This window comes from Curtobacterium sp. MCPF17_003 (assembly GCF_003224385.1).
Lineage (GTDB): Bacteria > Actinomycetota > Actinomycetes > Actinomycetales > Microbacteriaceae > Curtobacterium > Curtobacterium flaccumfaciens.
Genome location: NZ_QKLC01000010.1, coordinates 26007 through 40251, shown reverse-complemented (window position 1 = coordinate 40251; position 14245 = coordinate 26007). Strand labels below are relative to the sequence as shown.

Below are 14245 nucleotides of genomic sequence, written 5' to 3'. Positions count from 1 at the left end.
GCGTCACACACCGCGCCTCCCGCCCGTCGACCAGACGGACGGGAGGCGCGGTGCCGTCCGGGCGCTCGGCCCACCGCCGGCGGGTCATCCGGCCCGGTGGGACGACCTGTGGACGGGCACGCGGGTTGTCGGTCGTGACGGCTACCCTTGTCGCGTGGTCACCGCCCTGTATCGCCGTTACCGGCCCGAGAACTTCGCCGAGCTGATCGGGCAGTCGCAGGTCACCGACCCGCTCCGCACGGCGCTCCGCATGAACCGCGTCAACCACGCCTACCTGTTCAGCGGCCCGCGTGGTTGCGGGAAGACGACCTCGGCCCGCATCCTCGCGCGCTGCCTGAACTGCGCCGAGGGCCCGACCGACACCCCCTGCGGTGTCTGCCCGAGCTGCGTGGAACTCGCCCGCGACGGCAGCGGCTCGCTCGACGTCATCGAGATCGACGCCGCGAGCCACAACGGTGTCGACGACGCGCGTGACCTGCGCGACCGGGCCGTGTTCGCCCCGGCTCGCGACCGCTACAAGATCTTCATCCTCGACGAAGCGCACATGGTGACGCCGCAGGGGTTCAACGCGCTGCTCAAGCTGGTCGAGGAACCGCCGGAGCACGTCAAGTTCATCTTCGCGACGACCGAGCCCGAGAAGGTCATCGGCACCATCCGGTCGCGCACCCACCACTACCCGTTCCGGCTCGTCCCGCCCGCGGTCATGCTCGAGTACATCGAGCAGCTCTGCACGCAGGAGTCCGTGTCGGTGGCCCCCGGCGTCCTGCCCCTGGTGGTGCGTGCCGGCGGCGGATCCGTCCGTGACACCCTGTCGCTGCTCGACCAGCTGATGGCCGGCAGCGAAGACGGTGCGATCGCCTACGAGCGTGCCGTGGCCCTGCTCGGTTACACCGACGCCGCCCTGCTCGACGACGTCGTCGACGCCCTGGCCGTCGCCGACCCGGCGTCCGCGTTCGCCGCGATCGACCGTGTCGTGCAGACCGGACAGGACCCCCGCCGCTTCGTCGAGGACCTGCTCGAGCGCCTGCGCGACCTGATCGTCGTCGCGGCGACCAACGAGAGCGCCGCTGCCGTCCTGCGCGGGGTCTCACCGGAAGAGCTCGACACCATGAGCCGCCAGGCCGGGGTCTTCGGCGCGACGGGGCTCTCCCGTTCCGCCGACATCGCGAACCGGGCGCTCACCGAGATGACCGGCGCGACCTCGCCCCGGTTGCACCTCGAACTCATGACGGCCCGGATGCTCGTGCCCGAGGCCGACGACACCCAGCGCGGGGCCCTCGCCCGGGTGGAGCGGCTGGAACGTCGTGTCGGTGTGGGCGACGCCGGTGGACACCAGGCCGGCGCCGGCGAGCAGTCCGCTCCCGCAGTCGCCGCTGCACCCCGTCGTGAGCAGCCGACGGCCGCGGCTCCCGCAGCTCCTGCTCCCTCCCTCGCCCCGACGCCCGCTCCGGCAGCGGCTCGCACGACGACCGAGCGTCCCGTCGAGCAGCCCGTCGCGCCGCAGGCCGGCTCCGGAGCCGTGGCTCGTGACGCCGCAGCGTCGTGGGCAGCGGTCGCTCCGAGCACTCCTGGAGCGCCCGCGCAGACCTCGACCGAGCCCGCGAAGCCCGAGCCCGCGAAGCCCGAGCCCTCGCCCGCGAAGCCCGCGGCCGAGCCGGTCAGTCCGTCGTCCACCGGTCAGGGCACGACGATCGGTGACGAGCCCGCCGTCCGGACCGTCGGTGCCGTCGGCTTCCAGCAGATGCGCGACTCCTGGCCGCAGATCGTCGAGCACGTGCAGCACGCCAAGCGTTCGGCGTGGTCGGTGGTCGTCACGGCGCAGGTCACCGCGCTCCGCGACGACGTGCTGACGCTGACGTTCCCGAGCCAGCAGGACGTCGCCTCGTTCAAGGAGATGTCCGACCCCTCGGCCAGCGTCAGCGAACTGCTCCGTGCCGCCATCGTGGACGTCCTCGGGCTCCGCGTGAAGTTCGTCGCCCGCGGGCCCGGACAGCAGCAGCGTCCCCAGCAGCAGCAGCAGCAGCAGCAGCAGCAGCAGCAGTCGGCTCCGGCACAGCAGGCCGCGCCTGCGAAGCGTCCGGCGCCCGCTGCGCAGGTGCCCGCCGCCGCCCCGACCGCGGCACCGGCACCGGCACCGGCATCGGAACCTGCAGCACCGGAGGCGCCGGCGTCCGCTGCCGTCCCGACGCCGACGGCCGCCCCTGCCACGGAGCCGAAGGTCGCGTCGGCAACACCCCGGTCGACGGCAGACCCGGCGCCGAAGGCAGCGCCGGAGCCGAAGGCAGCGTCGACCGCGTCCGCACCGCAGCGCGACCAGGCATCGGCCGAGCCGACCCCCGCTCCCTCCGGTGCACCGGTGACGGACTGGGCGGTCGCGACGATCCCGGCCAGCGACCCCACCGTCGACGCCGTCCCGGAGTCCGTCGAGCCCAGCTGGGCAGCACCCTTCGGCACCGTGCCGGCGTCCGCGCCGGTCGCCCCCGCCGAGACGAGCACGCCCCAGCCGACCGAGCCGGCACCGTCGGCCGCACCCGCGCGACCGGCCGGTGCCACGGCCGGGCAGCCCGACCAGCCGACCGCCCCGGGTCCGCAGGCGGCGTCCGGAGCCGGAGTCGTGCCTCCCGGCGGTCCTGTCGTGCCGGGCGTACCGGTCGACGACTACCCGCTCGACGACGAACCGTACGACGACGGAGCACCGTTCCCCGACCCTGGGATCGGACGCGGCTCCGCGCCCGCAACCGCAGCGCCCGCAGTCGCGGCGCCGGCGGCCCCGGCGCAGCAGGCCGCACCGCAGCGCGCGGCCCAGCCCGCCGCCGCTCCCGCGCGCACCGCACCGCCCGCGCGCCGTGCCCCGGTCGCCGGCCGGTACGGCGAGGCCGTCGTGCGTGAGATCCTCAACGCCCAGTTCATCGAGGAGACCGCTCTCCACCAGGACGGTGCCTGATGTACGACGGGATCGTCCAGGACCTCATCGACGAGTTCGGCCGACTGCCCGGCATCGGCCCGAAGTCGGCGCAGCGCATCGCCTTCCACATCCTGCAGACCGAGTCGTTCGACCCGAGCCGGCTGTCCGAGCTGCTCGCCGACGTCAAGGAGCGGGTCCGCTTCTGCGAGATCTGCGGCAACGTCACCGAGAACGTCCAGTGCAGCATCTGCCGTGACCCCCGCCGCTCGCCGGCCACGATCTGCGTGGTGGAAGAAGCGAAGGACGTCGCGGCGATCGAGCGCACCCGGGAGTTCCGTGGGCTGTACCACGTGCTCGGCGGGGCGATCAGCCCGATCGACGGCATCGGACCGGACGACCTCCGCATCCAGCAGCTCATGACGCGCCTGGCCGACGGCACCGTGGCCGAGGTCATCATCGCGACCGACCCCAACCTCGAGGGCGAGGCGACGGCGACCTACCTCAGCCGGCTGCTCGTCCCGATGGGCATCCGCACCACACGGCTCGCGTCGGGGTTGCCGGTCGGCGGCGACCTGGAGTACGCCGACGAGGTCACGCTCGGTCGTGCCTTCGAGGGTCGCCGCGTCGTCGGGGGCTGACCCCCACGCAGGATCCTTGCGTGCGGGCCCGCTCGCACGCAACATCCCCGAAACACCGACTACCATTGTGAGACCGCGTGACCTCGCGGTGTCGCCGTCCCCGGGAGTACCAGCCAGTGGCCTTGATCGTGCAGAAGTTCGGTGGTTCATCCGTCGCGGACGCCGAGAGCATCAAGCGCGTGGCGAAGCGGATCGTCGAGACGAAGAAGGCCGGCAACGACGTGGTCGTGGCGGTGTCGGCGATGGGCGACACCACCGACGAACTCGTCGACCTGGCGCACTCGGTCACGCCGATCCCCGCCGGCCGTGAGCTCGACATGCTGCTGACCGCGGGGGAGCGCATCTCGATGGCGCTGCTCGCGATGGCGATCAAGAGCCTCGGGGTCGAAGCGTCCTCCTACACCGGCAGCCAGGCCGGCATGCTCACCGACGCCCAGCACGGCAAGGCCCGCATCGTCGACGTCACCCCGAAGCGCGTGCGTGAGGCGCTCGACTCCGGCCACGTCGCGATCGTCGCCGGGTTCCAGGGCTTCAACCGCACCACGGGCGAGATCACCACGCTCGGCCGCGGTGGTTCGGACACCACGGCCGTCGCCCTCGCCGCAGCACTCGACGCCGACGTCTGCGAGATCTACACCGACGTCGACGGCATCTTCACCGCCGACCCCCGCGTCGTGCCGAAGGCCCGCAAGGTCGACCGCGTCACCAGCGAAGAGATGCTCGAGCTCGCAGCCTCGGGTGCCAAGGTCCTGTACATCCGCGCCGTCGAGTACGCCCGGCGGCACGGCGTCACCCTGCACGTCCGGTCCTCGTTCAACAACAACGAGGGCACCATCGTCTACAACCCTGCCGAGGGGGAAACCGTGGAAGAACCGATCATCACCGGGATCGCCGGAGACCTCTCCGAGGGCAAGATCACCGTCGTGGGGGTCCCGGACCAGCCGGGCAAGGCCGCCGAGATCTTCACGAACGTCGCGCGCGCCGGGGCGAACATCGACATGATCGTCCAGAACGTGTCGGCGGCGTCGACCGGGCGGACGGACATCTCGTTCACCCTGCCGAAGGACCAGGGCCAGACCGTGCTCACGGCGCTCGAGGTCGCGAAGGCCGACATCGGCTACGAGAGCATCCAGTACGACGACCAGATCGGCAAGCTCGCCCTGGTCGGCGCCGGGATGCGCACGAACGCCGGTGTCTCGGCGCAGCTCTTCCGCGCCCTGCACGACGCGTCGATCAACATCGAGATGATCTCCACGTCCGAGATCCGCATCTCGGTCGTGACCCGCGCCGACACCCTGAACGAGGCGATGCGCGTCGTGCACAGCGCGTTCGGCCTCGATGCCGATGCCGAGGCAGTCGTCTACGCCGGCACCGGCCGCTGACGCCCGCCGACCCGTTGATCCGCTGAACCACCAGGAGCACCGCATGAGCACCCTCACCGTCGCCGTCGTCGGCGCCACCGGCCAGGTCGGCGCCGTGATGCGTCGCCTGCTCGAAGAGCGCGCGTTCCCGGCCGACCGGGTCCGCTTCTTCGCGAGCGCCCGTTCCGCCGGCACGACGCTGCCGTTCCGGGGCGAGCAGATCGTGGTCGAGGACTCCGAGCTCGCCGACCCGTCCGGCATCGACATCGCGCTGTTCTCCGCCGGGGCCACCGCCTCGCGGGCCCTCGCGCCGAAGTTCGCCGCCGCCGGAGCGCTCGTCGTCGACAACTCGAGCGCCTGGCGCATGGACCCCGACGTCCCGCTCGTCGTGAGCGAGGTGAACCCGCACGCCATCGACCAGGCGCCGAAGGGGATCATCGCGAACCCGAACTGCACGACCATGGCGATCATGCCGGTGCTCAAGGTGCTCGACACCGAGTCCGGGCTCCGCCGCCTGGTCGCGACGACCTACCAGGCGGTCTCGGGTTCCGGGCTCGCCGGGGTCGAGGAGCTCCTGGGCCAGGCGAAGGCCGCGCTCGAGCAGGACACCGCTGCGCTGACGCACGACGGATCCGCCGTGACGTTCCCCGAGCCGGTCAAGTACGTCCGCCCGATCGCCTTCGACGTCGTGCCGCTCGCTGGCAGCCTCGTCGAGGACGGCCTGGGCGAGACCGACGAGGAGAAGAAGCTCCGGAACGAGAGCCGGAAGATCCTCGAGCTCCCCGACCTGCTCGTCGCCGGCACGTGCGTGCGCGTCCCCGTGTTCACCGGCCACTCCATCTCGGTGCACGCCGAGTTCGAGCGCCCGCTGTCGCCCGAGCGTGCGACCGAGATCCTGTCGAGCGCACCCGGAGTCGAGCTCTCCGACGTCCCGACGCCGCTGCAGGCCGCCGGCCAGGACCCGGCGTTCGTCGGCCGCATCCGCGCCGACCAGTCCGCGCCCGAGGGACGCGGTCTCGTCCTGTTCGTCAGCAACGACAACCTGCGGAAGGGTGCCGCGCTCAACGCGGTGCAGATCGCCGAGACGATCGTCGCGCGCCGCTCCGTCGACGCGTAGCGCGCCGAGCGCGACCAGCAGACGGACAGGAGGCCCGTGGCGACACCGCCACGGGCCTCCTGTCCGTCTGTCGGATGCCGCCGGTAGGATCGACGGGTGGCAGAGCAGCAGGTGGATCCCATCGACGTCGTCCTGATCGGCGGAGGCATCATGAGTGCCACGCTCGGGGCCATCATCCACAAGCTCGAGCCCAGCTGGAAGATCCGCGTGTACGAGCGGCTCGGCACGGTTGCGCAGGAGTCCTCGAACCCCTGGAACAACGCGGGTACCGGGCATTCTGCACTGTGCGAGCTGAACTACACGCCGGAACTGCCGGACGGCCGTGTCGACATCGCGAAGGCCGTCACGGTCAACGAGCAGTTCCAGGTCTCGCGGCAGTTCTGGGCACACCTGGTCGAGACCGGCGTGCTGCCGGAGCCGTCGAACTTCATCAACCCCACGCCGCACATCTCCTTCGTGTGGGGCGAGGCCAACGTCGCCTACATGCGTGCCCGGTACGAGGCCATGCGTGACCACCCGCTCTTCGCGGGCATCGAGTTCTCGGACGACCCGGCGCAGATCCGGAAGTGGGCGCCGGCGCTGATCCCCGGCCGCAAGAAGGACCAGCCGATCGCGGCGACGTACTCGGCGGCCGGCTCGGACGTCGACTTCGGGTCGCTCACCCGCCAGCTCTTCGACCAGCTCGAGATCGACGGCGTCGAGTTCGAGCCCTCGCACCAGGTCACCAACCTGACCCGCTCGAAGGTGTCCGAGGGCTGGGTGCTCAACGTCCGCAACGAGATCGGCCGGTCGACGCAGCGCATCGCCGCGAAGTTCGTCTTCGTCGGTGCCGGCGGCGGAGCCCTGCACCTGCTGCAGAAGTCCGGCATCCCGGAGATCCGCGGCTACGGCGGCTTCCCGGTGTCGGGTGAGTTCCTACGCACCGACGACCCCGAGGTGGTGCAGAAGCACTCCGCCAAGGTCTACGGCAAGGCCAGTGTCGGTGCCCCGCCGATGTCGGTGCCGCACCTCGACACCCGCATCGTCGACGGTGGTTCGTCGCTGATGTTCGGGCCGTACGCCGGGTTCAGCCCGAAGTTCCTGAAGCAGGGCTCGGTCCTCGACCTGTTCCGCTCGATCCGGCCGCACAACCTCCGCCCGATGCTGAGCGTCGCGTTCTCGAACTTCGACCTGGTCCGCTACCTGGTCGGCCAGCTCCTCGCATCGAAGCACACGAAATTCGAGGCGCTCCGCGACTTCATGCCGAGCGCCGAGCCCGAGCACTGGCACCGGATCACCGCCGGGCAGCGCGTCCAGGTGATCAAACCCGACAAGGACAAGGGCGGTGTGCTGCAGTTCGGCACCGAGGTCATCACCGCAGCCGACGGTTCGATCGCGGGGCTGCTCGGAGCGTCGCCGGGCGCCTCGACGGCCGTGCCGATCATGCTCACGATGCTGCGCCGGTGCTTCCCGGACCGGTGGGACGCCTGGCAGGACGACGTCCGCGCGATGGTGCCGACCTACGGTCAGGACCTCGGCGACGACCCGGAGCTGGCGGACGCCACGCTCGAGCGCACCGCGAAGGTGCTCGGCCTGCACCACTGAGGCCTGCACCGGACCGCTCCGGCTTGCGGTCGGTTCGAACGTGTGTTCGAATGACGGCATGCGGTGGAGTGGACAGGCGATCGATGCCGAGCAGAGCGACGCGCTGCCCGGTATGGAGTCGAACAGCGGGTTCGTCCGGAGCGTCACGACGCCCGAGTTCGCCGGGGTGACCTTCCATGAGGTCCTGGCGAAGAGCGCCCTGAACCGGGTGCCGAGCGCGGACGGCTCGGGCACGTACGGCTGGACGATCAACCCCTACCGCGGGTGCAGCCACGCCTGCGTGTACTGCTTCGCCCGCCCGACCCACACGTACCTGGAGTTCGACGGCGGCGCCGACTTCGACCAGCAGATCGTGGTCAAGACGAACGTCGCCGACGTGCTGCGTCGTGAGCTCGGCAAGCCGTCCTGGGACCGCCACCCGGTGGCGCTCGGCACGAACACCGACCCGTACCAGCGGGCCGAGGGGCGGTACCGGCTGATGCCCGGCGTGATCGAGGCGTTGGCGGAGTCGCGCACCCCGTTCAGCATCCTGACGAAGGGCACCCTGCTGCGCCGTGACCTGCCACTGCTGGCCGAGGCGGCGAAGGTGGTGCCGGTCGACCTCGCGATGTCGATCGCCGTGTACGACGACTCGCTGCAGCAGTCGGTGGAGTCCGGCACACCGACGACGTCGGCCCGGCTGGCGACCGTGCGCGCCATCCGCGACGCCGGGCTCGACTGTGCGGTGTTCCTGATGCCGGTGCTGCCGTACATCACCGACACCCGGGCGCACCTCGACGACGCCGTCGGTCGGGCGACCGCGGCCGGCGCGACGAGCATCATGTACTCGGCGCTGCACCTGCGGCCCGGCGTCAAGCCGTGGTGGTTCGAGTGGCTCGGCCGCGAGCGACCCGACCTGGTGCAGCGGTACCGCGCGATGTACCTCGACAACACCTACGCGCCGAAGGACTACCGACGGTGGCTGTCGGAGCGCATCCGCCCGATCCTGGCGGCGCACGGGGTCGGACTGGGGCGCGTGGACCCGGCGACGGGGTCGATGGGCTTCTCCGAACCGCGAACCCTGCAGCCGGGCGTGCCGCAGGGGCCGCGGCACGGAGTCCCACAGGCGCTACCGCAGGAGCAGTCGGCGCCGGCAGTGTCACCGCTGAAGCGCGCCGACCCCGGGTTCGACCAGCGGCTGCTCCGGCCGGCCGCGGCGCAGACGCTGTTCTGAAGGGTGTCCCTCCGCGGCGTGTCCTGTCCACGTTCGGGGGACAGCAAGACCCCGGTCCGGGCCGCTATCATCGTGCGGGTCGCCGCACGGCCCCGGATTCGGGGTACACGGCCGCTGCTCCGGTGGTTGGATCGTGGGCGGCGCCCTCGCCACCCGGAAGGATCCACCTCGTGCTCGGCATCCCCACGCACCTCGCACCGCGAGTGAACGCGTGGTCGACCGTGCGCGCATTCCACGCCGGTGCCATCGGGTCCCTGTTGGCCGCGGCCATCACGCTCGTGCTCTACGGCCTGTCCGAGCCCGGGGTGCAGGTCGTCGGCACCGCGCTGGCGGTCGTCCCGATGCTCGCCATGATCGGCGTGCACGTGCAGTTCGGCACCCCGGTCTCGGCGATCGCGTTCCTGGCCGTCGGTGGTGTCTGCGCCTGGTGGTTCGCCGTCGGGGTCCAGCAGCAGGTGCCGACCGGCTGGGTGACCTCGTACCTGATGTCCCTCGTCGTGATCCCGCTCATCCTGGTCGGGGGAGCCGGGGCCGTGCCGAGCCGCGTCGTGCTGTGGTCCTTCGTGGGCTTCCTGACCGGACGACTCGCGACCTGGATCGCCATCGTGCAGGCCGACCAGTCGCCCCGTCCGCTCATCCTGGCCTGGGTCACCCTGGGATTCGTGGTCGCGCTCGTGCTCTTCACGACCCGCAGCACGGGGCGGAGCGAACGGGTGCAGCCCGAACTCCTGCGCTCTGCGCGCGAAGAACACGTGTCCGCCTACCGCGCCGGGGTCGAGGCCGAGGCGTCCGCGATCCTGCACGACACCGTGCTCAACCACCTGGGTGCGATCGCCCTCGCGCCGGACGGCCCGATGGACCCGCACCTCGCCGAGACGGTCGACGCCGACGTCGCGGTGCTCACCGGCAAGGGGTGGCTCGCGCCGGCCGCCCGCCCGCGTCCCGGTGCGGCGGCCGAGGCGTTCGGTGTCATGGTCGACGAGCACCGGACGCTCGGGCTGGACGTGACCGTCTCCGGTGACACCTCGGCGCTCGAGCGCCTGGACCAGCGTGCACTGTCGGCGGTCGTCCGGGCGGTCGGCCAGTGCCTGGCCAACGTGCGGAAGCACGCGGGTACCGACGCCGCCGAGGTGAGCGTGTTCGACGACAGCGCGTCCTGCACCGTCATGGTCGTCGACGACGGTCGTGGGTTCGACGAGGACGCCACCGGAGCCGACCGGATGGGCCTCCGCGGTTCGGTGCGTGAGCGGATCGGCCGGGTCGGCGGTGACGTCCAGATCTGGTCGTCGCCCGGTTCCGGCACGAGCGTCATGATGACCGTGCCGTACGGACCGGTCACCGGCGCGGTCACCGTGCCGGTGGTCGGCGACGACCGGGGGACCGAGCGATGACGGCGGCCCGGCAGCGCGTCGGGTCCGGATCGGGGTCCCGCCGCACCGCGCAGCAGTACGACCCGCTCGGCGCGATGGGATCGCGGCCCCTGGCCCTCGTGCTCGGGGCCGGCAGCGTCGTCTGGGCCCTGCTCGTGTCGATCTTCGACCGCGACGTCGTGGGCAGCCCCACGCTCAGCGCCCTCACGGTGCTGCTCGTCGCCGCCTCGGCGGTGGTGGTGCTCGCTGCCTCGAGCCCGTTCCGTGCGCCGTTCCCGCGCTCGGCGTTCGTCGCGCACGTCGGGTTGCTCGGCCTGGCGTCGGTCACGAGCGTCGCGGCGCAGTGGGGGCCGGACCGCAGTGCCCTGAACGACTTCATGTCCCTGATCACCGCGACCGGCATCGTCATGGTCGCGCCGTACCGCCCGTGGACCGACCTGACGATCGGCGGGGTCGTCCTGGCCGCGGTGAACGCCGTGACCTGGGGCGCGGGGGCAGCCGAGTTCCCGCACGAGGTGCCGGTCGCCGTCGCGGCGTTCCTGGCCGCGGCCCCGACGCTCGTGCTGACCGCCGCGTCCGCGGTGTTCGCCTGGACCTTCGCGGGGCTCGCCGAACGGGTGCAGATCCGTGCCGGGTCGTACTCGGTCGCACGCGCCGAGCGGGACGGCATCGCGGCGAGCGTGCAGCAGGACCGCTCGACGATCCTGTCCCGCGACGTCGCCCCGTTCTTCGCCGAGCTCCGCACACGCGACGTCATCACCGACGCCGACCGTGCCCGTGCCCGCGCGATCGCCGACGGCATCCGGGCGTCGATGGTCGCCGACGCCGACCGCACCTGGTTCGAGCACGCCGTCCGGGTCGACGGCGGGCAGGCGCCGGTGGTCGACGACCCCGACGGCCTCATCGCGACGCTCGACACCGACCAGCGGGCGGTCGTCCGCACCTTCGTCCGTGCGGCCCTCCGCGCGTCGACCGTCGACCCGGCCGGGTTCCGCGCGACGGTGCGACGAGTCGACACCGTGGCGGGCCCGGCAGCCCCGGCCGCCGGGCCCGAACGGTCGCCCGCACCCGCTCGTGTGTCCGTGGACATGGAGCTCGCCGTCGCGGACTCCGACATCGGCATCCACCGCACCTTCGACCCCTACTTCGCAGTCCTCCGCGTGACGTTCCCCGACCTCGACGTCGCGGTCCGCCCTTCCGCCCTCGCACTAAGGTTCTCCTATGACCAGCACTGACCCGAACAGGCTCTCGGAGGGGTCGCCGTCCCTCCCGAACCCGGGAGCACGACGTGTGCGGCTGGCCATCCTCGACGACCACGAGGTGCTGCTGGACAGCCTGTCGAGCTGGATCGCAGTGAACGCGTTCGACTTCGACCTGGCCCTGACCGCGCACACCTGGCTCGAGATGGTCCACAGCGACAGCTTCCCGACCGACCTGGTGTTCCTCGACTTCCAGCTCAAGGAACCCGTCTCGATCGAGGCCCGTGTCCGCACCTGCCGTGCTGCCGGCGCGAAGGTGATCGTGCTCTCGAGCGTCGACAGCCGTGAGTCCCGCGACCGTGCCCTGGCCGCCGGCGCCGCGGCGTTCCTGTCGAAGTCGCTCCCGATGCGCGAGGTCATGGACGTCGCCCGCGAGATCATGGGCGTCGCCCGCGAGACCCCGCAGCCCCGGGAATGGCGTCCGCTGCCGACGGGCGCCGCGGCGCACCAACGGCCGAAGCTCAGCGCCGGTGAAGAAGAGGCGCTGCGGCTCTACGTGTCCGGCTACTCGACGAACGAGGTCGCCGCGCAGATGAACGTGCAGTACGAAACCGCCAAGACCTACCTGCGTCGAGTGCGCGAGAAGTACAGCAAGGTGGGCCGCCCCGCCTCGAAGAAGTCCGACCTCATCCGTCGGGCCGCCGAGGACGGGTTCCTCGCGTAGTGGCGAAGCTCTACTTCCGCTACGGCGCGATGAACAGCGGCAAGAGCACGGGCTTGCTGCAGGCCGCCTACAACTACGAGGAGCGCGGGCACCGGGTGCTGCTCGCCAAGCCCGCTGTGGACACGAAGGGCGACCGTGAGATCGTCTCCCGCCTGGGCGTCACCCGGACCGTCGACATCGTCTTCTCCCCGGACGCCGACGTGCGCCAGGCCGTCACCGCCGCCGGCGCCGTCGACCCCGAGTCGGACCGCCTGGACGGCATGGTGCGGCCCGTCAGCTGCGTGCTCGTCGACGAGGCGCAGTTCCTCAGCCCGCGTCAGGTCGACGACCTGCTGCGCATCGCGGTGCTCGACGAGATCCCGGTCATCACGTACGGCATCCGCACGGACTTCCGCACCGAGGCGTTCCCCGGCAGCGCCCGCCTGCTCGAGGTCGCGCACTCCCTCGAAGAACTGAAGACGATCTGCCGCTGCGGCCGCAAGGCGGTCTTCAACGCCCGCACGATCGACGGTCGGTTCGTCTTCGACGGCTCGCAGGTCGCGATCGACGGCGTCTACGTCGCCTACGAGTCGCTCTGCGCCAACTGCTACCTGACGGAGTCCGGCGGCCGCCTCGACGGCGCCTGACCCCTCTGCCGGGCGGACACGCCACTCGCTCGGTTCGTCGAGCGGTCACGACACCCCGCTCGGGTTCGCCGTGCGGTCACGTCGCGTCGGCGGCGCGCCTGTCGGCCGACCGGACGTGACCGGTCCGCGCGGTGCGCGCGGCACGTCGTGACCGCCCGACGTCCGAGACGGAACCGACAGACGGCCTGGAGGCGCGGCGCGGCCCCGCCACGTGCCTCCCGGCCGTCGCGCCGCACGTCCGGGGCGGGCCGCATGCGTCAGTCGAGTGGTCGCGGACCGTCGCTGCCGCGACTTCCGGGCGACGCCCGGTGACCGGGCGGCGGCGGGACGACGGGACGTCCTGACCGGTCGATGTCCCGGTCCCGGGTGGAATGCGGATGTGCCGGAGCGCGTTGGTGACCACATGACCGACGACACCCTGCACCTGTCCGTCCTCGACCTGGCCACCCGCGAGTACGGCCAGTCCAACACCGAGGCCCTGCAGGGGTCCATCGACATGGCTGTGCACGCCGAGCAGCTCGGGTACGAGCGGTTCTGGGTCGCCGAGCACCACGGGATGCCGGGCATCACGTCCTCGGCCCCGGCGGTGCTGCTGAGCGCCGTGGGCGCTGCCACCTCGACCATCCGCATCGGTTCGGGTGGCGTCATGCTGCCGAACCACGCGCCCCTCGTCGTCGCCGAGCAGTTCGGCACGCTCCGTGCCCTGTACGGCGACCGGGTCGACCTCGGGCTCGGGCGCGCTCCCGGCACCGACGGCGCGACGGCGATGGCACTCCGCCGCACGGACCGACTCGACGTCGACGACTTCCCGGACCGCCTGGCCGACCTGATCGGGTTCTTCACCGGCATGGGCGCGGAGAACCCGCTGGCCGGCATCCGCGCCGTGCCGGGCTACGGCGACGTGCCGGAGTTCTGGCTGCTCGGGTCCTCCGGGTACAGCGCCCAGGTCGCCGGCGCGCTCGGCATCTCGTTCGCCTTCGCCCACCACTTCGCGTCGGACAACACCGAGGCCGCACTCGCCCTGTACCGCGACTCGTTCCGTCCGTCGCGCTTCCGGCAGACGCCGAACGCGCTGATCGGCGTGCAGGTCGTCACCGACGAGGACCCCGCCGTCATCGACGAGCAGAGCGCCCCGGGCATGATCTCGTTCATCCGGATGCGCTCGGGCCGGAAGCCCGAGCCGGTGTCGATGGACGAGGCGCGTGCGTACGAGTTCAACGACCTCGAGCGTCGGTTCATCGCGGCCCGCACCGAGCGTCAGGCCTACGGCAACGCCGAGCAGGTCGCGGAGAAGATCAACGCGCTCGTGGCGTCGACGGGGGCGAACGGCGTGATCGTGTCGCCCGGTGCTGCGCAGGCGCGGTACCGGCACCAGGCGCTCGACGTCGTGGCCGGGCTGCACGCGGCCGGCAAGCTCGTGCCCGCGGGTGCGGCTGCTGGTGCCGGGGCGTCGTCCGTCGGCTAGCTCGTCGAGTTCGTTCACTCCGTCGAGTTCGTTCGCTTCGTGA

11 protein-coding genes are annotated in these 14245 nt (G+C 71.7%); all 11 read left to right on the top strand.

Features of this window, described 5'->3' with window-relative positions:
* The first annotated feature begins 154 nt into the window (after positions 1–154).
* The 11 genes from DEJ30_RS11275 to DEJ30_RS11225 all read left to right on the top strand — a co-directional run bounded on the left by DEJ30_RS11275 (position 155) and on the right by DEJ30_RS11225 (position 14202).
* A complete protein-coding gene (locus DEJ30_RS11275) occupies positions 155–2944 on the top strand; it encodes a DNA polymerase III subunit gamma and tau (RefSeq protein ID WP_110861481.1) in 2790 nt (929 codons plus the stop codon).
* Positions 2944–3543 carry a recombination mediator RecR gene (recR, locus tag DEJ30_RS11270; RefSeq protein ID WP_017888680.1) on the top strand — a complete coding sequence of 200 codons (600 nt, stop codon included), beginning with the start codon at positions 2944–2946 and terminating at the stop codon, positions 3541–3543. The genes DEJ30_RS11275 and recR overlap by 1 nt, the downstream gene beginning before the upstream one ends.
* Before the next feature lie 116 nt (positions 3544–3659).
* Positions 3660–4925: an aspartate kinase gene (locus DEJ30_RS11265; RefSeq protein WP_017888681.1), complete on the top strand. Its 1266-nt coding sequence runs from the start codon at positions 3660–3662 to the stop codon at positions 4923–4925.
* Positions 4926–4968: 43 nt separating this feature from the next.
* Entirely contained in the window at positions 4969–6021 is a 1053-nt protein-coding gene (locus tag DEJ30_RS11260) for an aspartate-semialdehyde dehydrogenase (RefSeq protein ID WP_110861480.1), read from the top strand.
* 96 nt (positions 6022–6117) lie between these two features.
* The gene (locus tag DEJ30_RS11255) at positions 6118–7605 is read left to right on the top strand and encodes a malate:quinone oxidoreductase (protein ID WP_110861478.1); all 1488 of its coding nucleotides are present in this window, start codon (positions 6118–6120) and stop codon (positions 7603–7605) included.
* A 58-nt stretch (positions 7606–7663) separates the two neighbouring features.
* A complete protein-coding gene (locus DEJ30_RS11250; protein ID WP_110861476.1) occupies positions 7664–8818 on the top strand; it encodes an Rv2578c family radical SAM protein in 1155 nt (384 codons plus the stop codon).
* Positions 8819–8988: 170 nt separating this feature from the next.
* Entirely contained in the window at positions 8989–10209 is a 1221-nt protein-coding gene (locus DEJ30_RS11245) for a sensor histidine kinase (RefSeq protein WP_110861474.1), read from the top strand.
* Positions 10206–11423, top strand: a complete 1218-nt coding sequence (locus tag DEJ30_RS11240; RefSeq protein WP_110861472.1) for a hypothetical protein — start codon at positions 10206–10208, stop codon at positions 11421–11423. The genes DEJ30_RS11245 and DEJ30_RS11240 overlap by 4 nt, the downstream gene beginning before the upstream one ends.
* The gene (locus tag DEJ30_RS11235) at positions 11410–12111 is read left to right on the top strand and encodes a response regulator transcription factor (RefSeq protein ID WP_035808846.1); all 702 of its coding nucleotides are present in this window, start codon (positions 11410–11412) and stop codon (positions 12109–12111) included. The genes DEJ30_RS11240 and DEJ30_RS11235 overlap by 14 nt, the downstream gene beginning before the upstream one ends.
* Positions 12111–12737, top strand: a complete 627-nt coding sequence (locus DEJ30_RS11230) for a thymidine kinase (RefSeq protein ID WP_110861446.1) — start codon at positions 12111–12113, stop codon at positions 12735–12737. Before DEJ30_RS11235 ends, DEJ30_RS11230 begins: the two co-directional genes overlap by 1 nt.
* 403 nt (positions 12738–13140) lie before the next feature.
* Positions 13141–14202: an LLM class flavin-dependent oxidoreductase gene (locus DEJ30_RS11225; protein WP_110861445.1), complete on the top strand. Its 1062-nt coding sequence runs from the start codon at positions 13141–13143 to the stop codon at positions 14200–14202.
* Positions 14203–14245: the final 43 nt, after the last annotated feature.